Source organism: Bacillus cereus group sp. BfR-BA-01360, assembly GCF_022663595.1.
GTDB lineage: Bacteria > Bacillota > Bacilli > Bacillales > Bacillaceae_G > Bacillus_A > Bacillus_A cytotoxicus.
This window is the reverse complement of sequence record NZ_JAKUFV010000013.1, coordinates 95,165-114,972: the sequence shown is the minus strand read 5'-3', so window position 1 is coordinate 114,972 and position 19,808 is coordinate 95,165. Positions and strand designations below refer to the sequence as shown.

The window sequence follows — 19,808 nt, the reverse complement described above, 5'->3', positions numbered from 1 at the left end:
CCTCCTTTCTTTTTATTATTCTAGAAAAGGAGACATTTTTAAAGGTTTTTTTAAAAATCGTATTGACAGCGTTGTTTTTCAACACTCTGAAAAAACATCCAGAGGTTCCTCTGGATGTTTTTTATCGTCTCATTTCTTCCTCTCATATATAGAATTCAGTTAGAGGGAAGATCAATGCTTAGCTTCTTGTAATTGATGTTCGCATTGGTCTAATTTTTTTTCTTCATTTCGTAAAAAAGGTTCATCTAAATCCGTTGCAACGGATTTCATAATTTCAAGTTGGGAGCGTGCCGACTCAACTGCATTTGTCGCATGCTCCAAGGATTCCGGGTCCATTGTAATCGTTGCAGAACCTACTAGTTTTTGTGCAGTTTCTACGCGGAATTTTACTTCTTCAAAATCATTTACATGTGAGCCCATCCTGATTACCTCCTTTGTAGTTTCACATTTCACATAGTTTTTGCTCTGCAAAAGGGAAATATACAAAGGAATAAGAAAGGAGGCTACCTCATTGGTAACCCCCTATTATACGTTAGATTAAAGTTTTACTACGTTAGCTGCTTGAGGTCCGCGGTTACCTTCAACGATGTCGAAAGAAACTTCTTGACCTTCTTCTAAAGATTTGTAGCCTTCGCCTTGGATTGCTGTGAAGTGTACGAATACATCGTCAGCACCTTCGATTTCGATGAAACCAAACCCTTTTTCGTTGTTAAACCATTTTACTTTTCCTTGCATGTTACAATTCCTCCTAAAAACAATTACTTTTTCATTTAGTCATATTCATTTTAAATATTGCACATTCACAAAACTAGAAATGCTATATTCTCGAATATTCTGCTAAATGATTAATTTAAATATACACGAAATGGTAGAATTTAGTCAAGTAAGCGGTTTTAAATTTTTGTATTTTTAAATAATTTTTTGCTCAAATTTCTTATATTTTGAATGGAACAAAATATAAAAAACTGCATTGAATCCAACTTTTCTTTATTATTTTGGAATCCCAGTTTTAATGGGAAATACATACTGCTATTTTTCTTCATGCGCACAACTACTTCTGTATAGTATGAGAGTATTTTTCAAACGTTTTTAGTGTAAAACAAGGAATTTTGCAGCAGAATATAGAATATATTCATTAAGAAGGCTTCGGTGTTTTTTCATAGCGGATTTTTCCTTACAATATATACTCCTTCAGTCTTATTTGAAGGGATATGTGAGAGGAAGCTGAACTGATGTTGTTCATACAAGATTGAAGGGGAGATTGTTATGTATCGAACCATTATTCATGGAAAAGAAATCATTATTACACTAGGTCCAAAAATTCGAAAAGAAGTGACCGACAGAAATTCGTTATATGAAGCTGTACTTCAAACGGTAGAAAGACTATTACAAACAAAGCAACCAACGTTTGCAGTAAATCATGATGAGTTTGGACTGATTATTGGTGAAGTGCAGAGAGGGGAAGTAACGGTTTTTGCGGTTGAACATATTATTCCGAAGCAAAATATATTTGATCCAAAGAACTTTTTGTCTACAATAAATCGGCAAGCAAATTTGTAATATCATGTGAATACGATAGATAAAAAAGCAGTCGTAACGGTAGTCGTTACGGCTGCTTTTTTCTGAAAGAGGGGGATGAAACGAGTTGTTAAGGGATTCTTTTTACGACATGATAGTGTAATGATGTTTAGATTTTATTGCGAAAAAATATAGTAGAAAATTGTAGTAATATGACAGGAAATGTCTACTGAAAAACCTTTGCAGCAAAGGAGAGATTGTCTAAAATAAATATAAGTTTCTGAATATTTATAAAATTTAGACCTTTGAAATGGAGAGGAGAATGGGAAATGAAACGAGAGGATAGTTCGGCGCGTCAGTTGCAAAGAGAGATCAATTATACAGAAATTGTGCAATCAACTGAATTTCAAGCATTGTTAGAAAAGAAGAAGAGATTTATTATTCCGATGAGCATCTTTTTCTTTAGTTTTTTCATTGCCTTACCGATTTTAACATCGTATTCAAAAGTGTTACATACAAAAGTGTTTGGTGATGTGACATGGGCGTGGATTTTCGCTTTTGCTCAATTTGTTATGACGTGGGCGCTTTGTATGATTTATAGCAAAAAAGCTGAATCATTTGATGAAATTGCTCAGAGGATTCTCCACGATGTGAAAAAAGGGAGGGGATAAAAGTGAATACGACGGCATTTATACTGTTTTTAATAATTGTGCTTGGTACGCTAGTGATCACGTATTTTGCCTCGAAAAAAACGAAAAATGCGAGCGAGTTTTATACAGCTGGCGGAGGATTAACGGGTTGGCAAAATGGACTGGCTATTGCTGGTGATTATATGTCAGCTGCCTCGTTTCTTGGAATTGCAGGAGCGATTGCGTTAACGGGATTTGATGGTTTTTTTTACAGCATTGGTTTTCTAGTTGCTTATTTAGTCGTGTTATATTTAGTAGCTGAGCCCTTGCGGAATTTAGGGAAATATACACTAGCGGATATGATTGCAGCACGTTTTAATGCGAAAAAAGTGCGAGGCATTGCGGCGTTAAATACAATGACCATCTCCATTTTTTATATGATTGCTCAATTGGTAGGAGCGGGTGCACTTATTAAATTATTGTTAGGGATTGAATATACAACGTCAGTTTTAATCGTTGGTACATTAATGACGGTATATGTTATTTTTGGGGGCATGACGGCAACGAGCTGGGTACAAATTGTAAAAGCGGTATTACTTATGGCAGGTACATTTATTATTTCAGTCATTGTATTTGCCAAATTTCATTTTAGTATAACGGACATGTTCACCCAGATGAAAACAGCAACACCGCTGAAAGAAGCATTCTTACATCCAGGAGTGAAATATAAAGATGGACTGGATACACTTTCTTTAAATTTAGGACTTGTTCTTGGAACAGCAGGCTTACCTCATATTCTTGTGCGCTTTTTTACGGTTCGCGATGCAAAAACAGCACGTCAATCTGTTGTATGCGCAACATGGTTAATCGGTGCATTTTATATTATGACGATTTTTCTCGGCTTTGGTGCAGCTGCATTTGTTGGAAATGCAGCGATTGTGAAGGCGAACCCAGCAGGGAATATGGCAGCGCCGCTATTAGCCAAAGCGCTGGGAGGAGATTTCTTATTTGCCTTTGTTTCTGCTATTGCATTTGCAACGATTTTAGCCGTTGTAGCGGGACTTGTTTTAACAGCTGCTTCAGCTTTTGCTCACGATTTTTATAATGAAATTATTCGCAAGGGGAAAGCGACCGAGAAAGAACAAGTATCGATGGCGCGCTATGCATCACTTGGCGTAGCTATATTGTCGATTATTTTGGCGCTATTTGCTCAAACGCTCAATGTTGCGTTCTTAGTTTCCTTAGCATTTGCAGTTGCTGCAAGTGCGAATTTACCCGTTATTTTATATACAATTTATTGGAAGCGTTTTAATACGACGGGGGCTATTTGTGGAATGCTTGTTGGATTAATTTCAGCCATTGTTTTAGTAGCATTTAGTCCAAATGTGTGGAGCCCAGAAGCCGGGAAAGCAATTTTTATTGGCGAGGCGTTATTCCCTTATACAACACCAGGAATTATTTCCATTCCACTCGGATTTTTGGCGGCTTACTTAGGAACAATTTTTTCCAGCAGGAAAGAGGATAAAGCGAAATTTGATGAAATTCTTGTTAAATCTAATACAGGATATGGCGTGAGTGATGTTTCTAGTCATTAAACGAAAGAGCTTTCCGATTTGGGAGAGCTCTTTTTTCATTTTAAACGCTGGAATGGGTAGGATTTGTATCGTTCATGTGGAATGAAGATAAGCAGGAAGTTTTAACTCATCATGGCACCAGTACAGCTTGAGAAAGAATAAGTTGTTATGAAAGGTGGAATGTATGGTGAAAATGAAGCAAACAGATGCACTACTCGTAAAGGATGAAAAATATGTTTGGCACGGCATGCGACCATTTAGCCCGAAAGGAATAATGGTTGGAGCGAAAGCAGAAGGGTGCTGGGTAGAAGATATAGACGGGAAAAGATATTTAGATGGAATGAGTGGTCTTTGGTGTGTAAATAGCGGATATGGGCGAAAAGAGCTTGCTGAGGCGGCGTATGAGCAATTGCAAAGGTTATCCTATTTTCCAATGTCACAATCGCATGAGCCTGCAATAAAACTTGCCGAAAAATTAAATGAATGGTTAGGAGGAGAATATGTTATTTTCTTCTCTAATAGTGGTTCGGAAGCAAACGAAACAGCATTTAAAATAGCAAGGCAATATTATGTCCAAAAAGGGGAAGCATCCCGCTATAAATTTATATCGCGTTATCGCGGTTACCACGGAAATACGATGGCAACGATGGCAGCGACAGGACAGGCGCAGCGTAAATATCAATATGAGCCATTTGCTTCAGGCTTTTTACATGTAACACCACCAGATTGTTATCGAATGCCGGAAATAAAATCGCAAGACATTTATGATGTAGAGTGTGTAAAAGAAATCGATCGCGTTATGACATGGGAATTAGGCGGAACGATCGCTGGGTTTATTATGGAGCCAATCATTACAGGTGGTGGTATTTTAATGCCGCCGCAATCCTATATGAAGGCTGTGCATGAAATTTGTCAAAAACATGGAGCTTTACTGATTAGTGATGAAGTTATTTGTGGTTTTGGCCGGACTGGAAAAGCATTTGGCTTTATGAATTATGGTGTGAAACCTGATATTGTGACAATGGCAAAAGGGATAACAAGTGCATATTTACCATTGTCGGCGACAGCGGTAAAAAAAGAAATATATGAAGCATTTAAAGGGACAGGGGAATATGAGTTTTTCCGTCATATTAATACATTTGGTGGAAACCCCGCAGCTTGTGCACTTGCACTTAAAAACTTAGAAATTATGGAAAATGAAAATTTAATTGAGCGTTCTGCACAAATGGGAGCTCTCTTGTTAGAACAGTTAAAAGAAGAACTTGAAGAGCACCCTTTCGTCGGAGATATTCGAGGAAAAGGATTGCTTGTTGGGATTGAATTAGTTCGTAATAAACAGACGAAAGAACCGATTGAGGATGAGAAAATAGCAAGCGTAGTGAATGGTTGTAAAGAAAAGGGATTAATCATTGGACGAAATGGGATGACAACAGCGGGCTACAACAATGTGTTAACGTTGGCACCACCGCTTATTATTTCAAGTGAGGAAATTGCTTTTGTAGTAGGGACGCTGAAAACAGCGATGGATTGTATAAAATAGGAAACAGCAAGCCATATTGTTTGGCTTGCTGTTTTATGATGAAGATTATGCACTTTGCTTTAACTGCTTATCTTTCACACCGAAAGAGTACTTCAGCATTGGCGGTGTAATCATTGTTGTCAAAATAACGACGATTACAATGGCTGTAAAGTAGTCTTTTGCTAATAATCCAGACGTTAATCCTTGCCCGGCGATAATAAGAGCAACTTCTCCACGTGAAATCATACCAGATCCAATGATTGTAGAGGACTGTAAATCAAATCCTGTTATACGTGCCCCAAATCCACAGCCGATCAGCTTTGTTAAAACAGCAATTACCGTTAAGGCTAAGATAAACCACACCTTATCTCCAATACCTGCAAATGTAATGTTCATGCCAATACTTACAAAGAAAATAGGAACGAACATTGCATAGGCAATTGGTTCTACTTTCTTTTCGACTTCATGTTTATAATCGGTTTGAGAAATCGCGATACCTGCTGCAAATGCACCGATAATACCTGCAATTCCTAATATTTCACCGAAATACGCAAATGCAAAACAAATAATAAGAGCTGCGCTAATAATGGATTCTGAGACGCGCAGTGGTGATAACCAGCGCATAATCATTGGAACGCCTTTCCAACCAATTAAAATAATAGAGGCAAAGAAGACAACTTTCTTCAAGACAACCATTGTTAAGTTTACATCATCAGCACCTAAGAAGCTCATTGCAAATGCTAATAAAATGACAACTAAAATGTCATCAAATACAGCCGCGCCAAGCATCGTTGTACTTTCACGTGTTTTCATCTTCCCTAAATCTCTAAGTGTTTGGACAGAGATACTTACGCTTGTCGCACATAGCAGGAGGCCTAAAAAGACTGCGTGTGCTTGATCCATACCGATTACAAGACCAGCTACATAACCGCCTACAAATGGAAGAACAATCCCGCCGACAGCAACTGCAAAAGAAGAATTGCGATTTTCATTCAGTTCTTTTAAATCCGTTTCCAGTCCAGCCATAAACATAAGAAGGATAACGCCGACTTCACTTAATTGTGTAAGTAAATCTGAGTTGTTTACCCATCCTAATACTGCAGGACCGATTATAATACCGACAAGTAATTTTCCAAGCACAGACGGTTGCCCGAGTCTAACACTAATATCCCCTGCGATTTTTGTACTTAATAAAATTAAGGCAATTTGAAAGAAAAATTCCATCTCATCTCTCCTTTTCGTTTTTTGTTTTATATAACGATTTCTCGGAATTTGCTTAATGTAAGATTGTATGTACACATTAAACAAGGGTTCTTAATACAGGTTCTTTTGAACTTGTAATTTGAACCTGTAACAAATATATAATACATTTTCAAAAAAATCAATGTTAATTTTAAAGATTTTCATAGTTTTCATGATTTAGTGATAGTATCTTTTTACGAAAAAATTCATGTTCTTATATGTATGGAACGTCTTTTCATAGCAGATAATAACCCTTAAATGGAATGGTTTTATAAAAAGGATACTATGCTTATGTAGATATCCTTTAATCGGTAGAAAGGGAGGATATTGAATTTGAGCATGTCAGAAAATACATTATCAATTTTTGCGTTAGGCGGAGTGAATGAGATAGGGAAAAATATGTATGCCCTTCAATATAAAAATGAGATTGTAGTAGTAGATTGTGGTTCTAAATTTCCAGATGAAAGCTTATTAGGCATTGACCTTATTATTCCAGATATTACATATTTACAAGAAAATAAAGAAAAGATTCGAGGACTCTTTGTTACACATGGACATGAAGATCATATTGGGGGAATACCGTATATATTAAAACAATTAAACATCCCCATTTATGCAAGCAAATTGACGCTCGGCTTAATCGAACTGAAATTAAAAGAACATCACTTACAAAATCAAACAAAACTGATTATGATTGACTCTGAATCTGAAATTGAGTTGGAGACAATGCGTCTTACTTTTTTTAAAACAAATCATAGTATTCCTGATTGTCTCGGGATTGCATTTCATACAGATGAAGGAACAGTCGTACATACAGGGGACTTTAAATTTGATTTAACACCTGTAAATGAGCAATATCCGGATATTCATAAAATGGCGAATATTGGGGAGAAAGGAGTACTAGCGTTACTCTCTGAAAGTACAAATGCGGAGCGAGCCGGATTTAGCCCCTCAGAGCGCTTGGTAGGTGAACGAATAGAAGAAGCGTTTCAGAAAGCGCCAAGAAAAGTGATTCTCTCTACTTTTGCTTCGAATGTGAATCGTGTGCAACAAGTAGTGAAAGCTTGTTTAAAAACAAATAGGAAATTGGCGTTACTAGGAAGAAGTATGGTAAATGTAGTATCTGTCGCAATGGAGCAAGGATATTTAACGATTCCTGAAGGAATGTTAATTGAAGCGGATGAGATCAATAGGTTAGATCCAGAGAAAGTAGCAATTCTCTGTACAGGCAGCCAAGGGGAACCGATGGCAGCACTTGCTCGTTTAGCTAGTGGAAGTTATCGTCAAGTGGAAATTTTGCCGGAGGATACGGTCATTATTGCGGCAACGCCTATACCTGGAAATGAACGTAACGTGTCACGTATTATCGATAATTTATTTGTATTAGGTGCCAATGTGATTTACGGTACGGGAAGTTCGACAGGGATGCATGTGTCCGGGCATGCATATCAGGAAGAATTAAAACTAATGTTAACTTTAATGAAACCGAAATATTTCATTCCAATTCATGGTGAATTTAGAATGTTACACCATCATAGTTTGTTAGCGGAGTCTGTTGGGGTTCAAAAAGAGAACATTTTTATCATTAAAAATGGGGATGTAGTGGATATAAGGAAACAAGTCGCCTATCAATCAAGAAGGATACCTGCTGGGAACATATATGTAGATGGACTGGGAATTGGTGATGTAGGAAATGCTCTTTTGCGTGATCGCAAACAACTTTCGGAAGATGGTATGCTTATTATTGTAATTACTTTGAGCAAAACAGACGGAGATATGATTTCAGAACCAGACATTATTTCACGTGGTTTCATATATGTTCGTGATTCGGAAGAATTTCTGAAGGAGATTAATCACTCCGTTGTAGAAACGATTCAGCGCCTGCAGCAATCTTATACGGGCCAATGGTCGATTTTGAAAAAGGAAATAAGAGAAAAGTTAGGTCAATTCATATATACGAGTACAAAACGAAAACCAATGATTCTGCCGATTATTATTGAAGTGTAATGAATTGTGGAGAAACTGAATCCCGCTTTCAAAGGAGGAGAGGGGGATATAGGAAAAGAATGCAGCATAATAGAAATCCCCTTTTTTCTATATTAAGGGGATTTTTCGTTTTTGAGGCTAATGGCAAAAGAACCATCGATTTCTTGAACAGAAGCAAATGCGATGCCTTTTATTGTATCAAATCCTTTTGCTTTTAATTCTTTTTTTAGCCAATCTACATTTTTATGGATTAGTTTTAAATTGTCATATTGAATTTGTTCATCAACAATAACTGCTACTGGTAAGCCGGCGTATGCAACATCCATATGTATATCTTTTGGAGTAAGCGGGATGAGTTCTCTTTTTGGTAAAATACTAATAGAGCCATTTGCCTCTAAAATCGCATATTCAATATCACTGACATTGGGATATCCAGCTACTCTTAAGTTAGAGAGTAGTTCTGCAATCGGATATCTGCTTTCTTTTAAGTTTTTAAATAAAATATTTCCATGTTTGATGAGAAGTGTTGGATGTCCAAGAATAAAAGGATTCAGTTTGTTTAACAAGCTAAGCTTTGTAATGAGAAGATGGAGAAATGTAACAATGATAATGCCCATAATGGCCTGAAATAGGTTGTCTATTTTAATCGCTCCGAAAGCTAAATAAGATAAAAAGATGATAGCGCCAAAATCATGCGGTGTGAGCTGTGCTAATGCTGACTTTCCTAATAGTTTAATCACTATAATAAATAACATATATAAGAAAGTTACTGTACTTAAAAAAACAAACAACGTTGATCCCCCTTAAGACAAATTTGCATGATAAATGGTATACACTTTCTTTACTATGCCCTGCATAGATGATAAATATTACATTTTGAGAGTTGATTTATTTTGTTGGGATTTTATATATGAAAATATTAATAGTGGTACTATAATGAAAAGTAGAAAAATAGGAGATTAATCGTAAATGTTAACAAAGAAAAAAAGTATAAAATATAGCCTGATTACAATGTTCATTATCATTGGTTATATAAGCTTCTTGCAGTACGAAATATATAGGCATGGACATATGGAAGTGAAAAATGATGCAGATTATATGATTGTGCTTGGAACGAGTGTGAAAGGAAGTAAACCATCATATGCGTTACAATATCGAATTGATGCCGCGGCGAACTATTTAAAACAGAATGAGCGAACAATCGCAATTCTATCGGGAGGACAAGGGAAGAAGGAACATATTTCAGAAGCATTAGCAATGAAACGTGGACTTATGAAACAGGGCATTTCAGAGGAAAGAATGATACTGGAAGATCGCTCGACAAATACAGATGAAAATATTACGTTCTCTAAAGAGCTGATTCCACCGGATCGAAAAAAGGGTCTTCTTGTTACAAATGATTTTCATATGTTTCGTGCTAAGAAAATTGCTGAGAAACAGGGCTTACATTTAGAAGGGCTTTCTGCTAGAACCCCGAAACCAATTGTCATCAAATCGAATATTCGCGAATATTTTGCAATCACAAAATATTGGATGTTGAATCGAATATAATACCTTATTATGATGTCACTTTACTTGGAAGGAAAAAATAGTTTTTGCTACAATTTAAGTGTTAATTTTTCATTAGGAAGAGGGGCGATTTTGATGAATGAAATGATACAGAAAATGAAGAGTCATACGTCAGTACGAAAATATAAAAAGGAATCGGTTCCTAAAAATATAATAGAACGAATGGTACAGGCAGCTCAGCATGCAGCATCATCTCATTTTGTTCAAGCGTATTCCGTTCTCTATGTAACAGATGAAACATTAAAAGCAAAGCTAGCAGAGCAATCTGGAAATCGACATGTGCAACATTGCGGAGCATTCGTTGTTTGTTGTGCCGATTTAAAACGTTTAGAAATTGCTTGTGAGAAACATGGAGCAGAGATCAAGCACGATAGCGTAGAAGATTTTATCGTTGCTACAGTAGATGTATCATTATTTGCTCAAAACTTAGCGCTTGCTGCAGAATCATTGGGATATGGTATTTGTTATATTGGGGGTATTCGAAATAACCCAGAAGAAGTGAGTGAGTTGCTTCATTTACCAGATAAAGTATATCCAGTCTTTGGGATGACAATTGGAGTGCCAGATCAAGAACATGAGGTAAAACCGCGCTTGCCAGTCGAAGCCATTTTACATGAAAATACATACGATGTAGCGAAATATGAATCATTATTAGAAAAATATGACGAAACGATGAGTGCATATTATAGTGCTCGATCTAGCAATCAAAAAAATGTAACATGGACAGAATCGATGAGCACATTCATGTCAAACGAAAAACGAATGCATATGAAGGAATTTTTAAATAAAAGGGGTTTAAATAAAAGGTAGTGTGATAAGAGCTTACCTCAAAAGTATAGATTTTGAGATAGGCTCTTTTTATAAGTGCTAGTCCTATTTCTATTTTGGGTAGCGGAGAAATAAGAAAAAAGGGCGCTCAGTTGAGTGCCCTTTTAATATCCAAATCCGCCGCCCCAGCAGCTGCATCCGATAATAATTAAAAGGATAAACAGCACAACGAGTAAAGCAAATCCGCCACTAAAACCAAAGCCACTAGCTTCATAACCCATGATTTTTTCCTCCTTTCCCAATGTGCATTTGTATAACAAGGGGGGTACTTCATACGTTATGTTTGTTGACCAAAAAGGAGCAGGTCCATTTAAAAAAATGAATGAGATAAAGCAAAACTTTTTGAATCGATGGGGATTTTTTATTCTGACTGATTCAAAACGCAACTTCCAGCTGGATGTTTTATTTTTGCGCAGAATAATGAAAAAGTTCTATCTCATGCAAATGTATTAGCCACGAATAGAATGATACAATATAAGGCTGAATGAAATGAAAAAACAACTATTTATTCCCATACGTTTAGAGAATTTAATGAAGAGCAGTGAGTACAATAAAGGATGTTTCTATAACTATGAATTTTAATTTATAAATTTTTAAATAAATTCTTGTTTTTTTATTTTTTTATATGAGCGGATGTATTATACTTTAAAAGTAATAATATGGAAAAGGAGTTTTTATTATAGATATGGAGATGAGACAATTACAAGAGAAAATAGAAAATCAGAAGCAAGAGCTAAGTGTACTTGTGGCTCAATATGGATTAGCGCACAATAAAGTGTTGTTGTTTAGTAGAGAGTTGGATGCATTAATTAATAGATTTATGAATGAACAGAAAGAATCGTATGAAATATAGTTCTAAATAAAGAAAGACACTCTTTAGAGTGTCTTGATAGGAAACTATTGTTTACAAGCCTCAACATCAATGCCAGCGGCAATTAATTTCTTTTCGCCTTCTCGTTCAATTATTTTTTGTAATTTTGATAAGAAGGAATCGAAGTCTGTGTGCTTAGCAACTTGAAATGTCATTTTATGTTCAATAGGAAGCCAAGTGCGAATATCTGCTTCGTTATGTTGGATCTTTACTTCCAGTTTATCTAAAGCATTTGCAACTTTTGCTTCATATGTTTCTTTTTCTTCAAATTCCATCCATAAATGATACAATTCTTCACCAAGAGGACCTTCTAGTGTGTGTTTAATATTTAACATAGCTTGTTGTTCATTTTCTTGTTTTTTTAATTGTAATTCTTGACTATTCATTGTATCAAAAGCGGGAATATCTCCGGCTTCTGCTTCCACAAGATCATGAATAATGACCATTTTAAGTAATTTTTCCATATTTACTTCTTTATCCAAATAAGGCTGAACTAAGATTGCCATAAGCGACATGCGCCATGTATGTTCAGCAACACTTTCTTGACGACCGTTTGAAAGCCAGCTATGTCTCATTTCATATTTTAATTTTTCTGCGAGTGCAATGACTTTTAAAATATTATTCTCCATATGGATCCTCCTCATATCGGTATATTGTAATTTTAATATAAAAAATAAATGTGTCAATTTTATGAGGTTATTGCGATAAATAGATAAGGGAAGTATAATAAAAAACGAATGCGAAAACGTATTATCGAAATAAAAAAATGAAAAAATAAAAAAATGAAAAAGGAAGGGCAGAAATATGAGAGATGAAAATCAACCATTAATTAGGCCACAAAAGAAAAAAAGAAAAATTGATATTTCTAGCCCATTTGGGATTATAGTAGGATTTGCCGTTGTAATTGCGGCTATTATGTTTGGTGGAGGTGGAATAAAAGGATTTAAAAATTTCTTGGACGTTTCATCTATTTTAATTGTTGTAGGAGGAACAATGGCAACAGTAGTTGTTGCGTATAGATTTAGTGAAATGAAAAAATATATAAAAAGTATTTTTTCTGTATTGCATAGAAGAGACGAAGATTTAGAACAATTAACAGAGATGTTTGTAGAGTTTTCCAAAAAATCGAAAAAACATGGATTGTTATCATTGGAAGCTGATGGAGAAGAAGTAGGTCATGCTTTTATTCAAAAAGGAATTCGCTTAATGCTCAGTGGGTACGATGAAGATGAGTTAAGAGAGGTATTAACAAAAGATATTGAAACAGAAGTATACGAATTAAAAAAAGGTGCAGCATTGTTAGATAAAATTGGTGATTTTGCACCAGCTTGGGGAATGATTGGGACATTAATTGGTCTTATTATTATGTTGCAAAATCTACAGGATACGTCTCAAATTGGAACGGGAATGGCAGTTGCCATGTTAACAACGTTATATGGATCTGTTATTGCTAATATGATTATGATTCCGCTTGCTGAAAAAGTGTACCGTGGTATTGAAGATATATACATTGAAAAGAAATTTATTATGGAGGCAATTTCAGAATTATATCGTGGACAAATCCCTTCTAAATTAAAATTAAAGCTTGATACGTATGTATACGAAACGAAAATAAAAAAAGAAAAACGAGCAGCGTAACTTTTTAGGGGTGGGATGATGATGAAACGACCGCAAAAAGGATCACCTCGATGGATGACGACCTTTACTGATTTAACGATGTTATTGCTTACTTTTTTTGTATTATTAGTTGCGACGTCAAAACAAGATACAGCGAAGTTATCAAAAATGCTTGAGAAGTTTAGTGATGCAGGGCAAGTGGATGCACAAGTAATGGAAAATACAATACCGGATATTTCTCATGAAAAAAATAATGAAAAAGTATCGTCTAAAAAAAGAATGGATGATTTATATAAGAAGCTAAAAGGTTACGTAACAGAGAATGGAATTCAGGAGGTACAGGTGTACCGTGAAGATACAGGGGTTAGCATTGTTATTGTTGATAATTTAATATTTGATACTGGTGATGCAAACGTAAAACCAGAAGCGAAAGAGATTATTAGTAGATTAGCAGGATTCTTTCAGTCGGTTCCGAATCCAATTGTTGTAGAAGGACATACGGATAGTAGACCAATTCATAATGAAAAATTCCCATCAAACTGGGAGTTATCCTCTGCACGCGCTGCGAACATGATTCATCATCTAATTGAAGGATATGATATAGAAGCTAAAAGGTTAGCGGCGGTTGGATATGCCGATACAAAACCAGTTGTACCGAACGATTCACCAGAAAATTGGGCGAAAAATCGCCGGGTTGTCATATATATAAAAGAATAATATATTTACATTTCATTAAAAAATAATAGAAATACAAAAATTCTTTTAAAAAAATATTAAATTTTCTCGTTTTATTTTGTATAATGAGTGAGAATGATAAGGTGAAATATTATGATATATTTATACATAGAAGGAGAGAATTGAAAAGAATGGCACATAAAATTTTAGTAGTAGATGATGCAATGTTTATGAGAACGATGATTAAAAATTTATTAAAAAGTAATCCGGAGTTTGAAATTATCGGTGAAGCAGAAAATGGAGTAGAAGCAATTCAAAAATATAAAGAGCTTCAACCCGATATTGTTACATTAGATATTACAATGCCAGAAATGGATGGACTAGAAGCATTAAAAGAAATTATAAAAATTGATGCAAATGCAAAAGTTGTAATTTGTTCTGCAATGGGACAACAAGGCATGGTATTAGATGCGATTAAGGGCGGTGCAAAAGACTTTATTGTTAAACCGTTTCAAGCCGATCGTGTTATTGAAGCATTAACAAAGGTAGCAGCGAGCTAATTCATATAAAGAGGGGTGCCACAAAGAATCGAACAATGATAGATATAGAAGTGTGGGCCCCTTTTTCTATTGTTTGTAAAACAATAAATTGTTATACATAAATGAAATGCTTGATAAGGTAGGTGGAATAACATGCAAACAGATCTATTAAGTATATTTTTTGAAGAGGCAGAAGAACATTTGCAATCATTAAATGAAAATGTCTTAAATTTAGAACAAAATCCTGAAGATATGGGTGTTGTTGATGAAATTTTTCGTTCTGCACATACATTTAAAGGTATGTCTGCAAGTATGGAATTTACAGAGATGGCTGATTTAACACATAAGATGGAAAATGTTCTTGATGAAATTCGTCATGGAAATATGGCAGTTAATGCCGATATTATAGATGTTATTTTTGAATGCATTGATAATTTAGAAAAAATGGTCGCTGATGTACAACAAGGTGGTGTAGGGAATTTAGATGTTACGGCTACCAAACAGAAGCTAGAAGCTTTGTTAAATGGTGATGTAGTCAGTACAATAGATAACCAGCAACAAATCGAATTATCTGGTAATGAAACGATTTCGCATGAAGTTCATATTACGATTGAGCAGCAAGCGATGTTAAAAGCAGTGCGAGCCATTATGTGTATAGAGGCATTGCAAAATTTAGGAGATATTGAAAAAACAGTTCCGAGTATAGAGGAAATTGAAGCAGATGCTTTTGGATTTGAGTTTACAGTCTATATGAATACAGAGCGAAGCGAGGAAGAGCTAACGCAAGCTGCACTTCATGTTTCTGAAATTGAAAAAGTGGAAGTGAAACAAGCGAAACAGGAACAGTCAGCCATGGAGGCACAAGCTGAGAAAGAAGTGAAGCAGAGTGCCACATCTTCTTCTCAACCGGCTAACAAAGGAACATCTCCTAAAGGAAATGCCAAAGGAAGAAATGCAAAAGTAGAAAATCGTTCTATTCGTGTTCAGTTAGAAAAGATAGAGCGATTAATGAATATGTTTGAAGAAAGTGTCATTGAACGTGGACGCATCGATGAATTAGCAGAGAAGATTCAAAATAAAGAACTAATAGAGCATTTAAATCGTTTGGGAGACATTTCGAAAGACATTCAAAATGTATTGTTAAACATGCGTATGGTACCGATTGAAACGGTGTTTAATCGTTTTCCACGTATGGTGCGCATGCTAGCGAAAGATTTAGGGAAAAAGATTGATTTACAGATTACGGGTGAAGATACAGAAGTCGATAAGATTGTCATTGATGAGATTGGAGATCCGCTTGTTCATTTAATTCGTAATGCAATAGATCATGGCATTGAAACAGTTGAAAAACGTCGTGATGCAGGGAAGAATGAGACAGGAACAATAAAATTAGAAGCTTTTCATAGTGGAAATCACGTTGTCATTCAAATTACTGATGATGGAAACGGGATTCATAAAGGAAAAGTATTAGAAAAAGCAATTAAAAATGGAGTTGTAACAGAAGCGGAAGCGAATAAATTAACAGATCGTGAAGTATTTGATCTTATTTTTCAACCTGGATTTAGTACAGCGGAGGTTGTTTCAGATCTTTCAGGAAGAGGTGTCGGATTAGATGTTGTTAAACATACACTCAATAGTCTCGGCGGCCATTTAATTGTTGATTCAGAAGAAGGAAAAGGTAGCATATTCCGCATTGAACTTCCTTTAACGTTATCTATTATCCAATCTATGCTTATTCAAACGAATGAGACACGATATGCTTTACCGCTTGGTAATATTGTTGAAGCAATTCGAATTCGAAAAGAAGATATACAATCATTGCAAGGAAAAGATGTTTTAAATTATCGCGACCAAATTATTGAAGTGAAACATTTAAGTGTGATCTTTGGTGAAAAAACAGCAGAAGAGGTATTTACATCATATGATAATCAAATGATTCCTGTTTTAATCGTGCGTAATACGCATCGTAGCTACGGACTTATCGTAAACACAATTATTGGTCAAAGAGAAATTGTTTTAAAGTCATTAGGTGACTTCTTTGCAGAGAGTGCAAAGCATTTCTCTGGTGCAACAATTCTTGGTGACGGACGGGTAGTCCTCATTTTAAACCCAGAAGGTTTATAAGTGAAATGAAACTCCCTAATGTGCAAAATTGGGGAGTTTTTCGTGACGATAATAATCAACTGTATTATTATTCATTTATATCACAATTCTTATCATAAGTTTGTTAAAATATAACGGGTATAATAGAAAGACTATATAAACCATAAGAAAGAAATAGAAATGAGGAGGCGAGAAAAATGCCTGAAGAACATACAAAAGAGGAAACGGAAACTCTTGTGGCAGAAAAAGAAGAACAATTACTTACATCTGAAGAATGTGATATTCTAGGCGAGATTGCGAATATCTCATTTGGTTCTGCATCAACGATCCTATCAACGATTTTAAATAAACAGGTCAGTATTACTGCTCCTCATGTTGAAATGGTAAATTTATATGATGCGAGAGAAATAGAAGTTCCACATGTCGTATTAAATATTCATTTTACAAAAGGATTAGATATAGAAAACTTGTTTGTTCTTCAACAAGATGTTGCGTTGGCTATTGCGGATCTCATGATGATGGGATCAGGTGAAGTGGAAGAAGGAAAAGAACTTGGAGAATTAGAACTAAGTGCAGTACAGGAAGCTATGAATCAAATGATGGGGTTTGCCGCAACATCTATGTCAGAGTTTTTTCAAGATACAGTGGATATGTCGCCGCCGACTATTAAGGTTGTAAAACTACTAGATGAAATGGAGAAAATCTCTGGTAGTGAAGAAAATAATATAATTATTAAAGTATCGTTTGATTTAAAAATAGATAGTCTTGTAAATTCTAAGCTTGTGCAAATTGTATCAGTTGAACATGCGAAACAAATGATAGGCAAATTATTACAGTTGTCTAGTGGTACAGAACAAGAAAAGAAAAATATTGAAACAAAAAAAGAAGTAGAAGACAATCAAGAATTAGTAGAAACAGAATCTGTAAAAGAGCAATTAACACAAGAAGAAAAAGATGTGTTAGGGGAAATCGCCAATATTTCCATTGGTTCCGCATCAACTGTATTATCGACAGTATTAAATCAACCGGTTAGTATCAGTACACCGAATGTAGAAACAATCAATGCTCGTCATTATGATGGTGTTCCAATTCCATTTGTTATATTAAATGTTGACTTTGTTGAAGGTTTAAAAAATGAAAATGTATTTGTATTTACGAAAGATGTTGCTTTAACGATGGTAGATCTCATGATGATGGGAACAGGTGAAATCGATCCGGATCAAGAGTTAACAGAACTAGAACTAAGTGGCATTAAAGAAATTATGAACCAAATGATGGGACATGCAGCAACTGCCATGTCAGAAATGTTCAAGGAAAAGATGGATATTACTCCACCAACAGTAAAATTTATTACTTTAAAGGAAGAAATGGAATATTTGGGAGGAGGTACAAATTGGAATGAACTAGTTCAAATTACATTTAATATTGAAATTGGAGAACTTGTTCAATCGAAGATGTATCAGATCTTGCCAATCCCAGAAGCGAAGGAAATGGTACGGCGCCTGTTAGATCCTGTTATAGAAGAAGCTGAAATTGAGACAGAAGACGTTGTCCAAGAAGAAATGAAAGAAGAAGCAGTTCAAGTATCAGAAGCGCAACCATTCGAGTTCCAAGAGATTTCAACAACTAATGCATTGGGAATCGATGCATCCATTCTTCAAGATGTGGAAGTAAATGTGGAATTTGTATTTGGAAGTACAGTAAAAACAATTGAAGATATATTAAGTTTACATGAAAATGATGCAGTTGTGCTTGATGAAGATATTGATGAGCCAATTCGAATTTATGTGAATAATATATTAGTTGCATACGGTGAACTTGTTAATGTTGATGGATTTTTCGGTGTGAAAGTTACAAAATCGTTATAAGACGTTAAATAGGAGCTTGAACAAATAGATGAATAGTATGAGATATGTTCTCGTTTGCTGGATGATATTACAGTTACTTCTCTTCTTCCCAATTCAAAGTAAAGCAGAAGAGAGTGTACAAGAAAGTAATGTCGAAACAATCAACCAACAAGATGTGCAAAATAATAAACAACCAAAAGAAGAAATAGAACACCAAGAAAAGCAGCAAGAGGAGCAAGAACAAAAGATTGAAACAGAGTTATGTGTAGTTACGGTGAGTAAGCAGCAGCTTATTCCAAGAGAAAAGCTAGAAATTGCGATTGAACCAAAAGAAAAAAATGTAAACAGTATAACCGGAGCATTGCAATTGCAAGTGAAAGAAGGGCAATATGAGCAAGAGCGGTCGTTAATTTTTCAATATGAAGCAGAAGCGAACAAGTGGATTGCATCCTACACAGTTGAAGCTTATGATTTAGAAGGAGATTGGCATCTTCAGCTCATGCAACAGTATGAAGACGATGAAAGTAAAGAAATCATAGAAAAAGAAACAGAAATCCCACTCGTTAACATTAAAAATGAAGCTCCGACTTTAGATAAAGAATTGCCGAAGTTAGAACAACTTGTTGTTGAAGGCGTAAAGGATGGGATAATCGAGCGGAGAAATGGTGATATGTTAGAGATTCGTGTGAAAGCCTCCGATGCAGAATCAATAGTAAAAGAAGTGCGTGTTGTATTAAAAGGGGAAGAACTGAATAATGATATTACTTTTTTGCTAGATTATCAAAAGCATGAACAGGATTGGCGGAAAGTTTATGAAGTGACAGAAGCGATGAAAGCGGGGAGATACCATCTTCATCTTGAAATCGTTGATGCTGCTGGTAACCGATTTGTGCAAGAAAGTTCGTATATTATCTCCGTTTTAGAACAAGTATCTAAAGAGGGCGAAGATCCAAAAGAACAAGTTCAAGAAGAGAAGCAAACGGAAGAGCCGATCAAAGAAGAGAAAGCTGCTGCGAAGGAAGAGATGGTTGGCCCAATTGCTGATGTGCCGAAGAAACAAGAAGAGCAAAAACAACCTGAACAAGAAGTGAAAAAAGTACAGCCGTCAAAAAAAGATGAAAAAGATCATCAAACGGTCTCTAAGAAGCAAGAGCAAGTTGAAAGCAAAAAAGAGAAGAAACAGCCAAAAGAAGAGAGATTTGAAGCTTCACAAATATTTATGATAATAGCGGGCTTGTTCGCGTTATTCTTTGTTGTAAAAAGTAATAAAGAGTGGAGCTAACATAATAAT

20 protein-coding genes are annotated in these 19,808 nt (G+C 35.4%); 14 read left to right on the top strand and 6 right to left on the bottom strand.

Translation table 11 applies throughout. The features are described from left to right. Nucleotides 1-171 precede the first annotated feature (171 nt). Nucleotides 172-420, bottom strand: coding sequence for a DUF2564 family protein (locus tag MR056_RS13630; RefSeq protein ID WP_048722634.1), 249 nt, complete (start codon nt 418-420; stop codon nt 172-174). A 117-nt stretch (nt 421-537) separates the two neighbouring features. Continuing rightward, nucleotides 538-735 (bottom strand): cold-shock protein CspD, encoded by a 198-nt coding sequence (cspD, locus tag MR056_RS13625; protein WP_012093819.1) that lies wholly within the window; start codon nt 733-735, stop codon nt 538-540. Between the two features lie 531 nt (nt 736-1,266). On the opposite strand from cspD, the gene MR056_RS13620 reads away from it, so the two are divergent. From MR056_RS13620 to MR056_RS13605, 4 genes are all read left to right on the top strand, one after another. Continuing rightward, nucleotides 1,267-1,560, top strand: coding sequence for a hypothetical protein (locus tag MR056_RS13620; protein WP_012093820.1), 294 nt, complete (start codon nt 1,267-1,269; stop codon nt 1,558-1,560). 287 nt (nt 1,561-1,847) lie between these two features. Beyond that, nucleotides 1,848-2,189 (top strand): DUF485 domain-containing protein, encoded by a 342-nt coding sequence (locus MR056_RS13615; RefSeq protein ID WP_012093821.1) that lies wholly within the window; start codon nt 1,848-1,850, stop codon nt 2,187-2,189. A 2-nt stretch (nt 2,190-2,191) separates the two neighbouring features. Beyond that, entirely contained in the window at nt 2,192-3,742 is a 1,551-nt protein-coding gene (locus MR056_RS13610) for a solute symporter family protein (RefSeq protein WP_048722637.1), read from the top strand. 163 nt (nt 3,743-3,905) lie between these two features. Continuing rightward, nucleotides 3,906-5,261, top strand: coding sequence for an aspartate aminotransferase family protein (locus tag MR056_RS13605; RefSeq protein WP_048722640.1), 1,356 nt, complete (start codon nt 3,906-3,908; stop codon nt 5,259-5,261). Nucleotides 5,262-5,306: 45 nt separating this feature from the next. Here the strand turns inward: MR056_RS13605 and MR056_RS13600 are convergent, their stop codons facing one another. Further along, nucleotides 5,307-6,464, bottom strand: a complete 1,158-nt coding sequence (locus MR056_RS13600) for a cation:proton antiporter (protein ID WP_012093824.1) — start codon at nt 6,462-6,464, stop codon at nt 5,307-5,309. Between the two features lie 357 nt (nt 6,465-6,821). On the opposite strand from MR056_RS13600, the gene MR056_RS13595 reads away from it, so the two are divergent. After that, nucleotides 6,822-8,489 carry a ribonuclease J gene (locus MR056_RS13595; protein ID WP_048723070.1) on the top strand — a complete coding sequence of 556 codons (1,668 nt, stop codon included), beginning with the start codon at nt 6,822-6,824 and terminating at the stop codon, nt 8,487-8,489. A 92-nt stretch (nt 8,490-8,581) separates the two neighbouring features. Here MR056_RS13595 and MR056_RS13590 read toward each other — a convergent pair whose 3' ends face one another. Next, a complete protein-coding gene (locus MR056_RS13590; RefSeq protein ID WP_210351538.1) occupies nt 8,582-9,259 on the bottom strand; it encodes a DUF421 domain-containing protein in 678 nt (225 codons plus the stop codon). A 178-nt stretch (nt 9,260-9,437) separates the two neighbouring features. Here MR056_RS13590 and MR056_RS13585 point away from each other — a divergent pair, with 178 nt between their 5' ends. Together MR056_RS13585 and nfsA are read left to right on the top strand one after the other, a co-directional pair. Further along, entirely contained in the window at nt 9,438-10,019 is a 582-nt protein-coding gene (locus MR056_RS13585) for a YdcF family protein (protein ID WP_012093827.1), read from the top strand. Between the two features lie 93 nt (nt 10,020-10,112). Next, a complete protein-coding gene (gene nfsA / locus MR056_RS13580; protein WP_048722644.1) occupies nt 10,113-10,847 on the top strand; it encodes an oxygen-insensitive NADPH nitroreductase in 735 nt (244 codons plus the stop codon). Nucleotides 10,848-10,969: 122 nt separating this feature from the next. Here nfsA and MR056_RS13575 read toward each other — a convergent pair whose 3' ends face one another. Further along, nucleotides 10,970-11,086, bottom strand: coding sequence for a YjcZ family sporulation protein (locus tag MR056_RS13575; protein ID WP_081428358.1), 117 nt, complete (start codon nt 11,084-11,086; stop codon nt 10,970-10,972). A gap of 464 nt (nt 11,087-11,550) precedes the next feature. On the opposite strand from MR056_RS13575, the gene MR056_RS13570 reads away from it, so the two are divergent. Further along, nucleotides 11,551-11,718 carry an aspartyl-phosphate phosphatase Spo0E family protein gene (locus tag MR056_RS13570; RefSeq protein ID WP_012093830.1) on the top strand — a complete coding sequence of 56 codons (168 nt, stop codon included), beginning with the start codon at nt 11,551-11,553 and terminating at the stop codon, nt 11,716-11,718. 44 nt (nt 11,719-11,762) lie between these two features. Here the strand turns inward: MR056_RS13570 and MR056_RS13565 are convergent, their stop codons facing one another. Then, nucleotides 11,763-12,365 (bottom strand): HD domain-containing protein, encoded by a 603-nt coding sequence (locus MR056_RS13565; RefSeq protein WP_048722646.1) that lies wholly within the window; start codon nt 12,363-12,365, stop codon nt 11,763-11,765. A 175-nt stretch (nt 12,366-12,540) separates the two neighbouring features. Here MR056_RS13565 and MR056_RS13560 point away from each other — a divergent pair, with 175 nt between their 5' ends. The 6 genes from MR056_RS13560 (at nt 12,541) to MR056_RS13535 (ending at nt 19,799) form a co-directional block, all read left to right on the top strand. Then, complete coding sequence (locus MR056_RS13560; RefSeq protein WP_048722648.1) at nt 12,541-13,374, top strand: MotA/TolQ/ExbB proton channel family protein; 834 nt, start codon at nt 12,541-12,543, stop codon at nt 13,372-13,374. 18 nt (nt 13,375-13,392) lie between these two features. After that, a complete protein-coding gene (locus MR056_RS13555) occupies nt 13,393-14,070 on the top strand; it encodes an OmpA family protein (RefSeq protein WP_048722650.1) in 678 nt (225 codons plus the stop codon). A gap of 149 nt (nt 14,071-14,219) precedes the next feature. After that, complete coding sequence (locus MR056_RS13550; RefSeq protein ID WP_048722652.1) at nt 14,220-14,588, top strand: response regulator; 369 nt, start codon at nt 14,220-14,222, stop codon at nt 14,586-14,588. A 132-nt stretch (nt 14,589-14,720) separates the two neighbouring features. Then, nucleotides 14,721-16,691: a chemotaxis protein CheA gene (locus MR056_RS13545; protein WP_048722654.1), complete on the top strand. Its 1,971-nt coding sequence runs from the start codon at nt 14,721-14,723 to the stop codon at nt 16,689-16,691. 176 nt (nt 16,692-16,867) lie between these two features. After that, the gene (locus tag MR056_RS13540; RefSeq protein ID WP_048722656.1) at nt 16,868-18,538 is read left to right on the top strand and encodes a flagellar motor switch protein; all 1,671 of its coding nucleotides are present in this window, start codon (nt 16,868-16,870) and stop codon (nt 18,536-18,538) included. Between the two features lie 28 nt (nt 18,539-18,566). Next, a complete protein-coding gene (locus MR056_RS13535) occupies nt 18,567-19,799 on the top strand; it encodes a hypothetical protein (protein ID WP_048722659.1) in 1,233 nt (410 codons plus the stop codon). Nucleotides 19,800-19,808 lie beyond the last annotated feature (9 nt).

Bases quoted from the DNA above. Each gene is read 5' to 3' on its own strand.
- MR056_RS13570 (WP_012093830.1), top strand. From the start codon at position 11,551: ATGGAGATGAGACAATTACAAGAGAAAATAGAAAATCAGAAGCAAGAG.
- MR056_RS13545 (WP_048722654.1), top strand. From the start codon at position 14,721: ATGCAAACAGATCTATTAAGTATATTTTTTGAAGAGGCAGAAGAACAT.
- MR056_RS13615 (WP_012093821.1), top strand. From the start codon at position 1,848: ATGAAACGAGAGGATAGTTCGGCGCGTCAGTTGCAAAGAGAGATCAAT.
- MR056_RS13600 (WP_012093824.1), bottom strand. From the start codon at position 6,464: ATGGAATTTTTCTTTCAAATTGCCTTAATTTTATTAAGTACAAAAATC.
- cspD (WP_012093819.1), bottom strand. From the start codon at position 735: ATGCAAGGAAAAGTAAAATGGTTTAACAACGAAAAAGGGTTTGGTTTC.
- MR056_RS13585 (WP_012093827.1), top strand. From the start codon at position 9,438: ATGTTAACAAAGAAAAAAAGTATAAAATATAGCCTGATTACAATGTTC.
- MR056_RS13605 (WP_048722640.1), top strand. From the start codon at position 3,906: ATGGTGAAAATGAAGCAAACAGATGCACTACTCGTAAAGGATGAAAAA.
- MR056_RS13535 (WP_048722659.1), top strand. From the start codon at position 18,567: ATGAATAGTATGAGATATGTTCTCGTTTGCTGGATGATATTACAGTTA.
- MR056_RS13595 (WP_048723070.1), top strand. From the start codon at position 6,822: ATGTCAGAAAATACATTATCAATTTTTGCGTTAGGCGGAGTGAATGAG.
- MR056_RS13555 (WP_048722650.1), top strand. From the start codon at position 13,393: ATGATGAAACGACCGCAAAAAGGATCACCTCGATGGATGACGACCTTT.
- MR056_RS13620 (WP_012093820.1), top strand. From the start codon at position 1,267: ATGTATCGAACCATTATTCATGGAAAAGAAATCATTATTACACTAGGT.
- MR056_RS13560 (WP_048722648.1), top strand. From the start codon at position 12,541: ATGAGAGATGAAAATCAACCATTAATTAGGCCACAAAAGAAAAAAAGA.
- MR056_RS13575 (WP_081428358.1), bottom strand. From the start codon at position 11,086: ATGGGTTATGAAGCTAGTGGCTTTGGTTTTAGTGGCGGATTTGCTTTA.
- MR056_RS13540 (WP_048722656.1), top strand. From the start codon at position 16,868: ATGCCTGAAGAACATACAAAAGAGGAAACGGAAACTCTTGTGGCAGAA.
- nfsA (WP_048722644.1), top strand. From the start codon at position 10,113: ATGAATGAAATGATACAGAAAATGAAGAGTCATACGTCAGTACGAAAA.
- MR056_RS13550 (WP_048722652.1), top strand. From the start codon at position 14,220: ATGGCACATAAAATTTTAGTAGTAGATGATGCAATGTTTATGAGAACG.
- MR056_RS13630 (WP_048722634.1), bottom strand. From the start codon at position 420: ATGGGCTCACATGTAAATGATTTTGAAGAAGTAAAATTCCGCGTAGAA.
- MR056_RS13565 (WP_048722646.1), bottom strand. From the start codon at position 12,365: ATGGAGAATAATATTTTAAAAGTCATTGCACTCGCAGAAAAATTAAAA.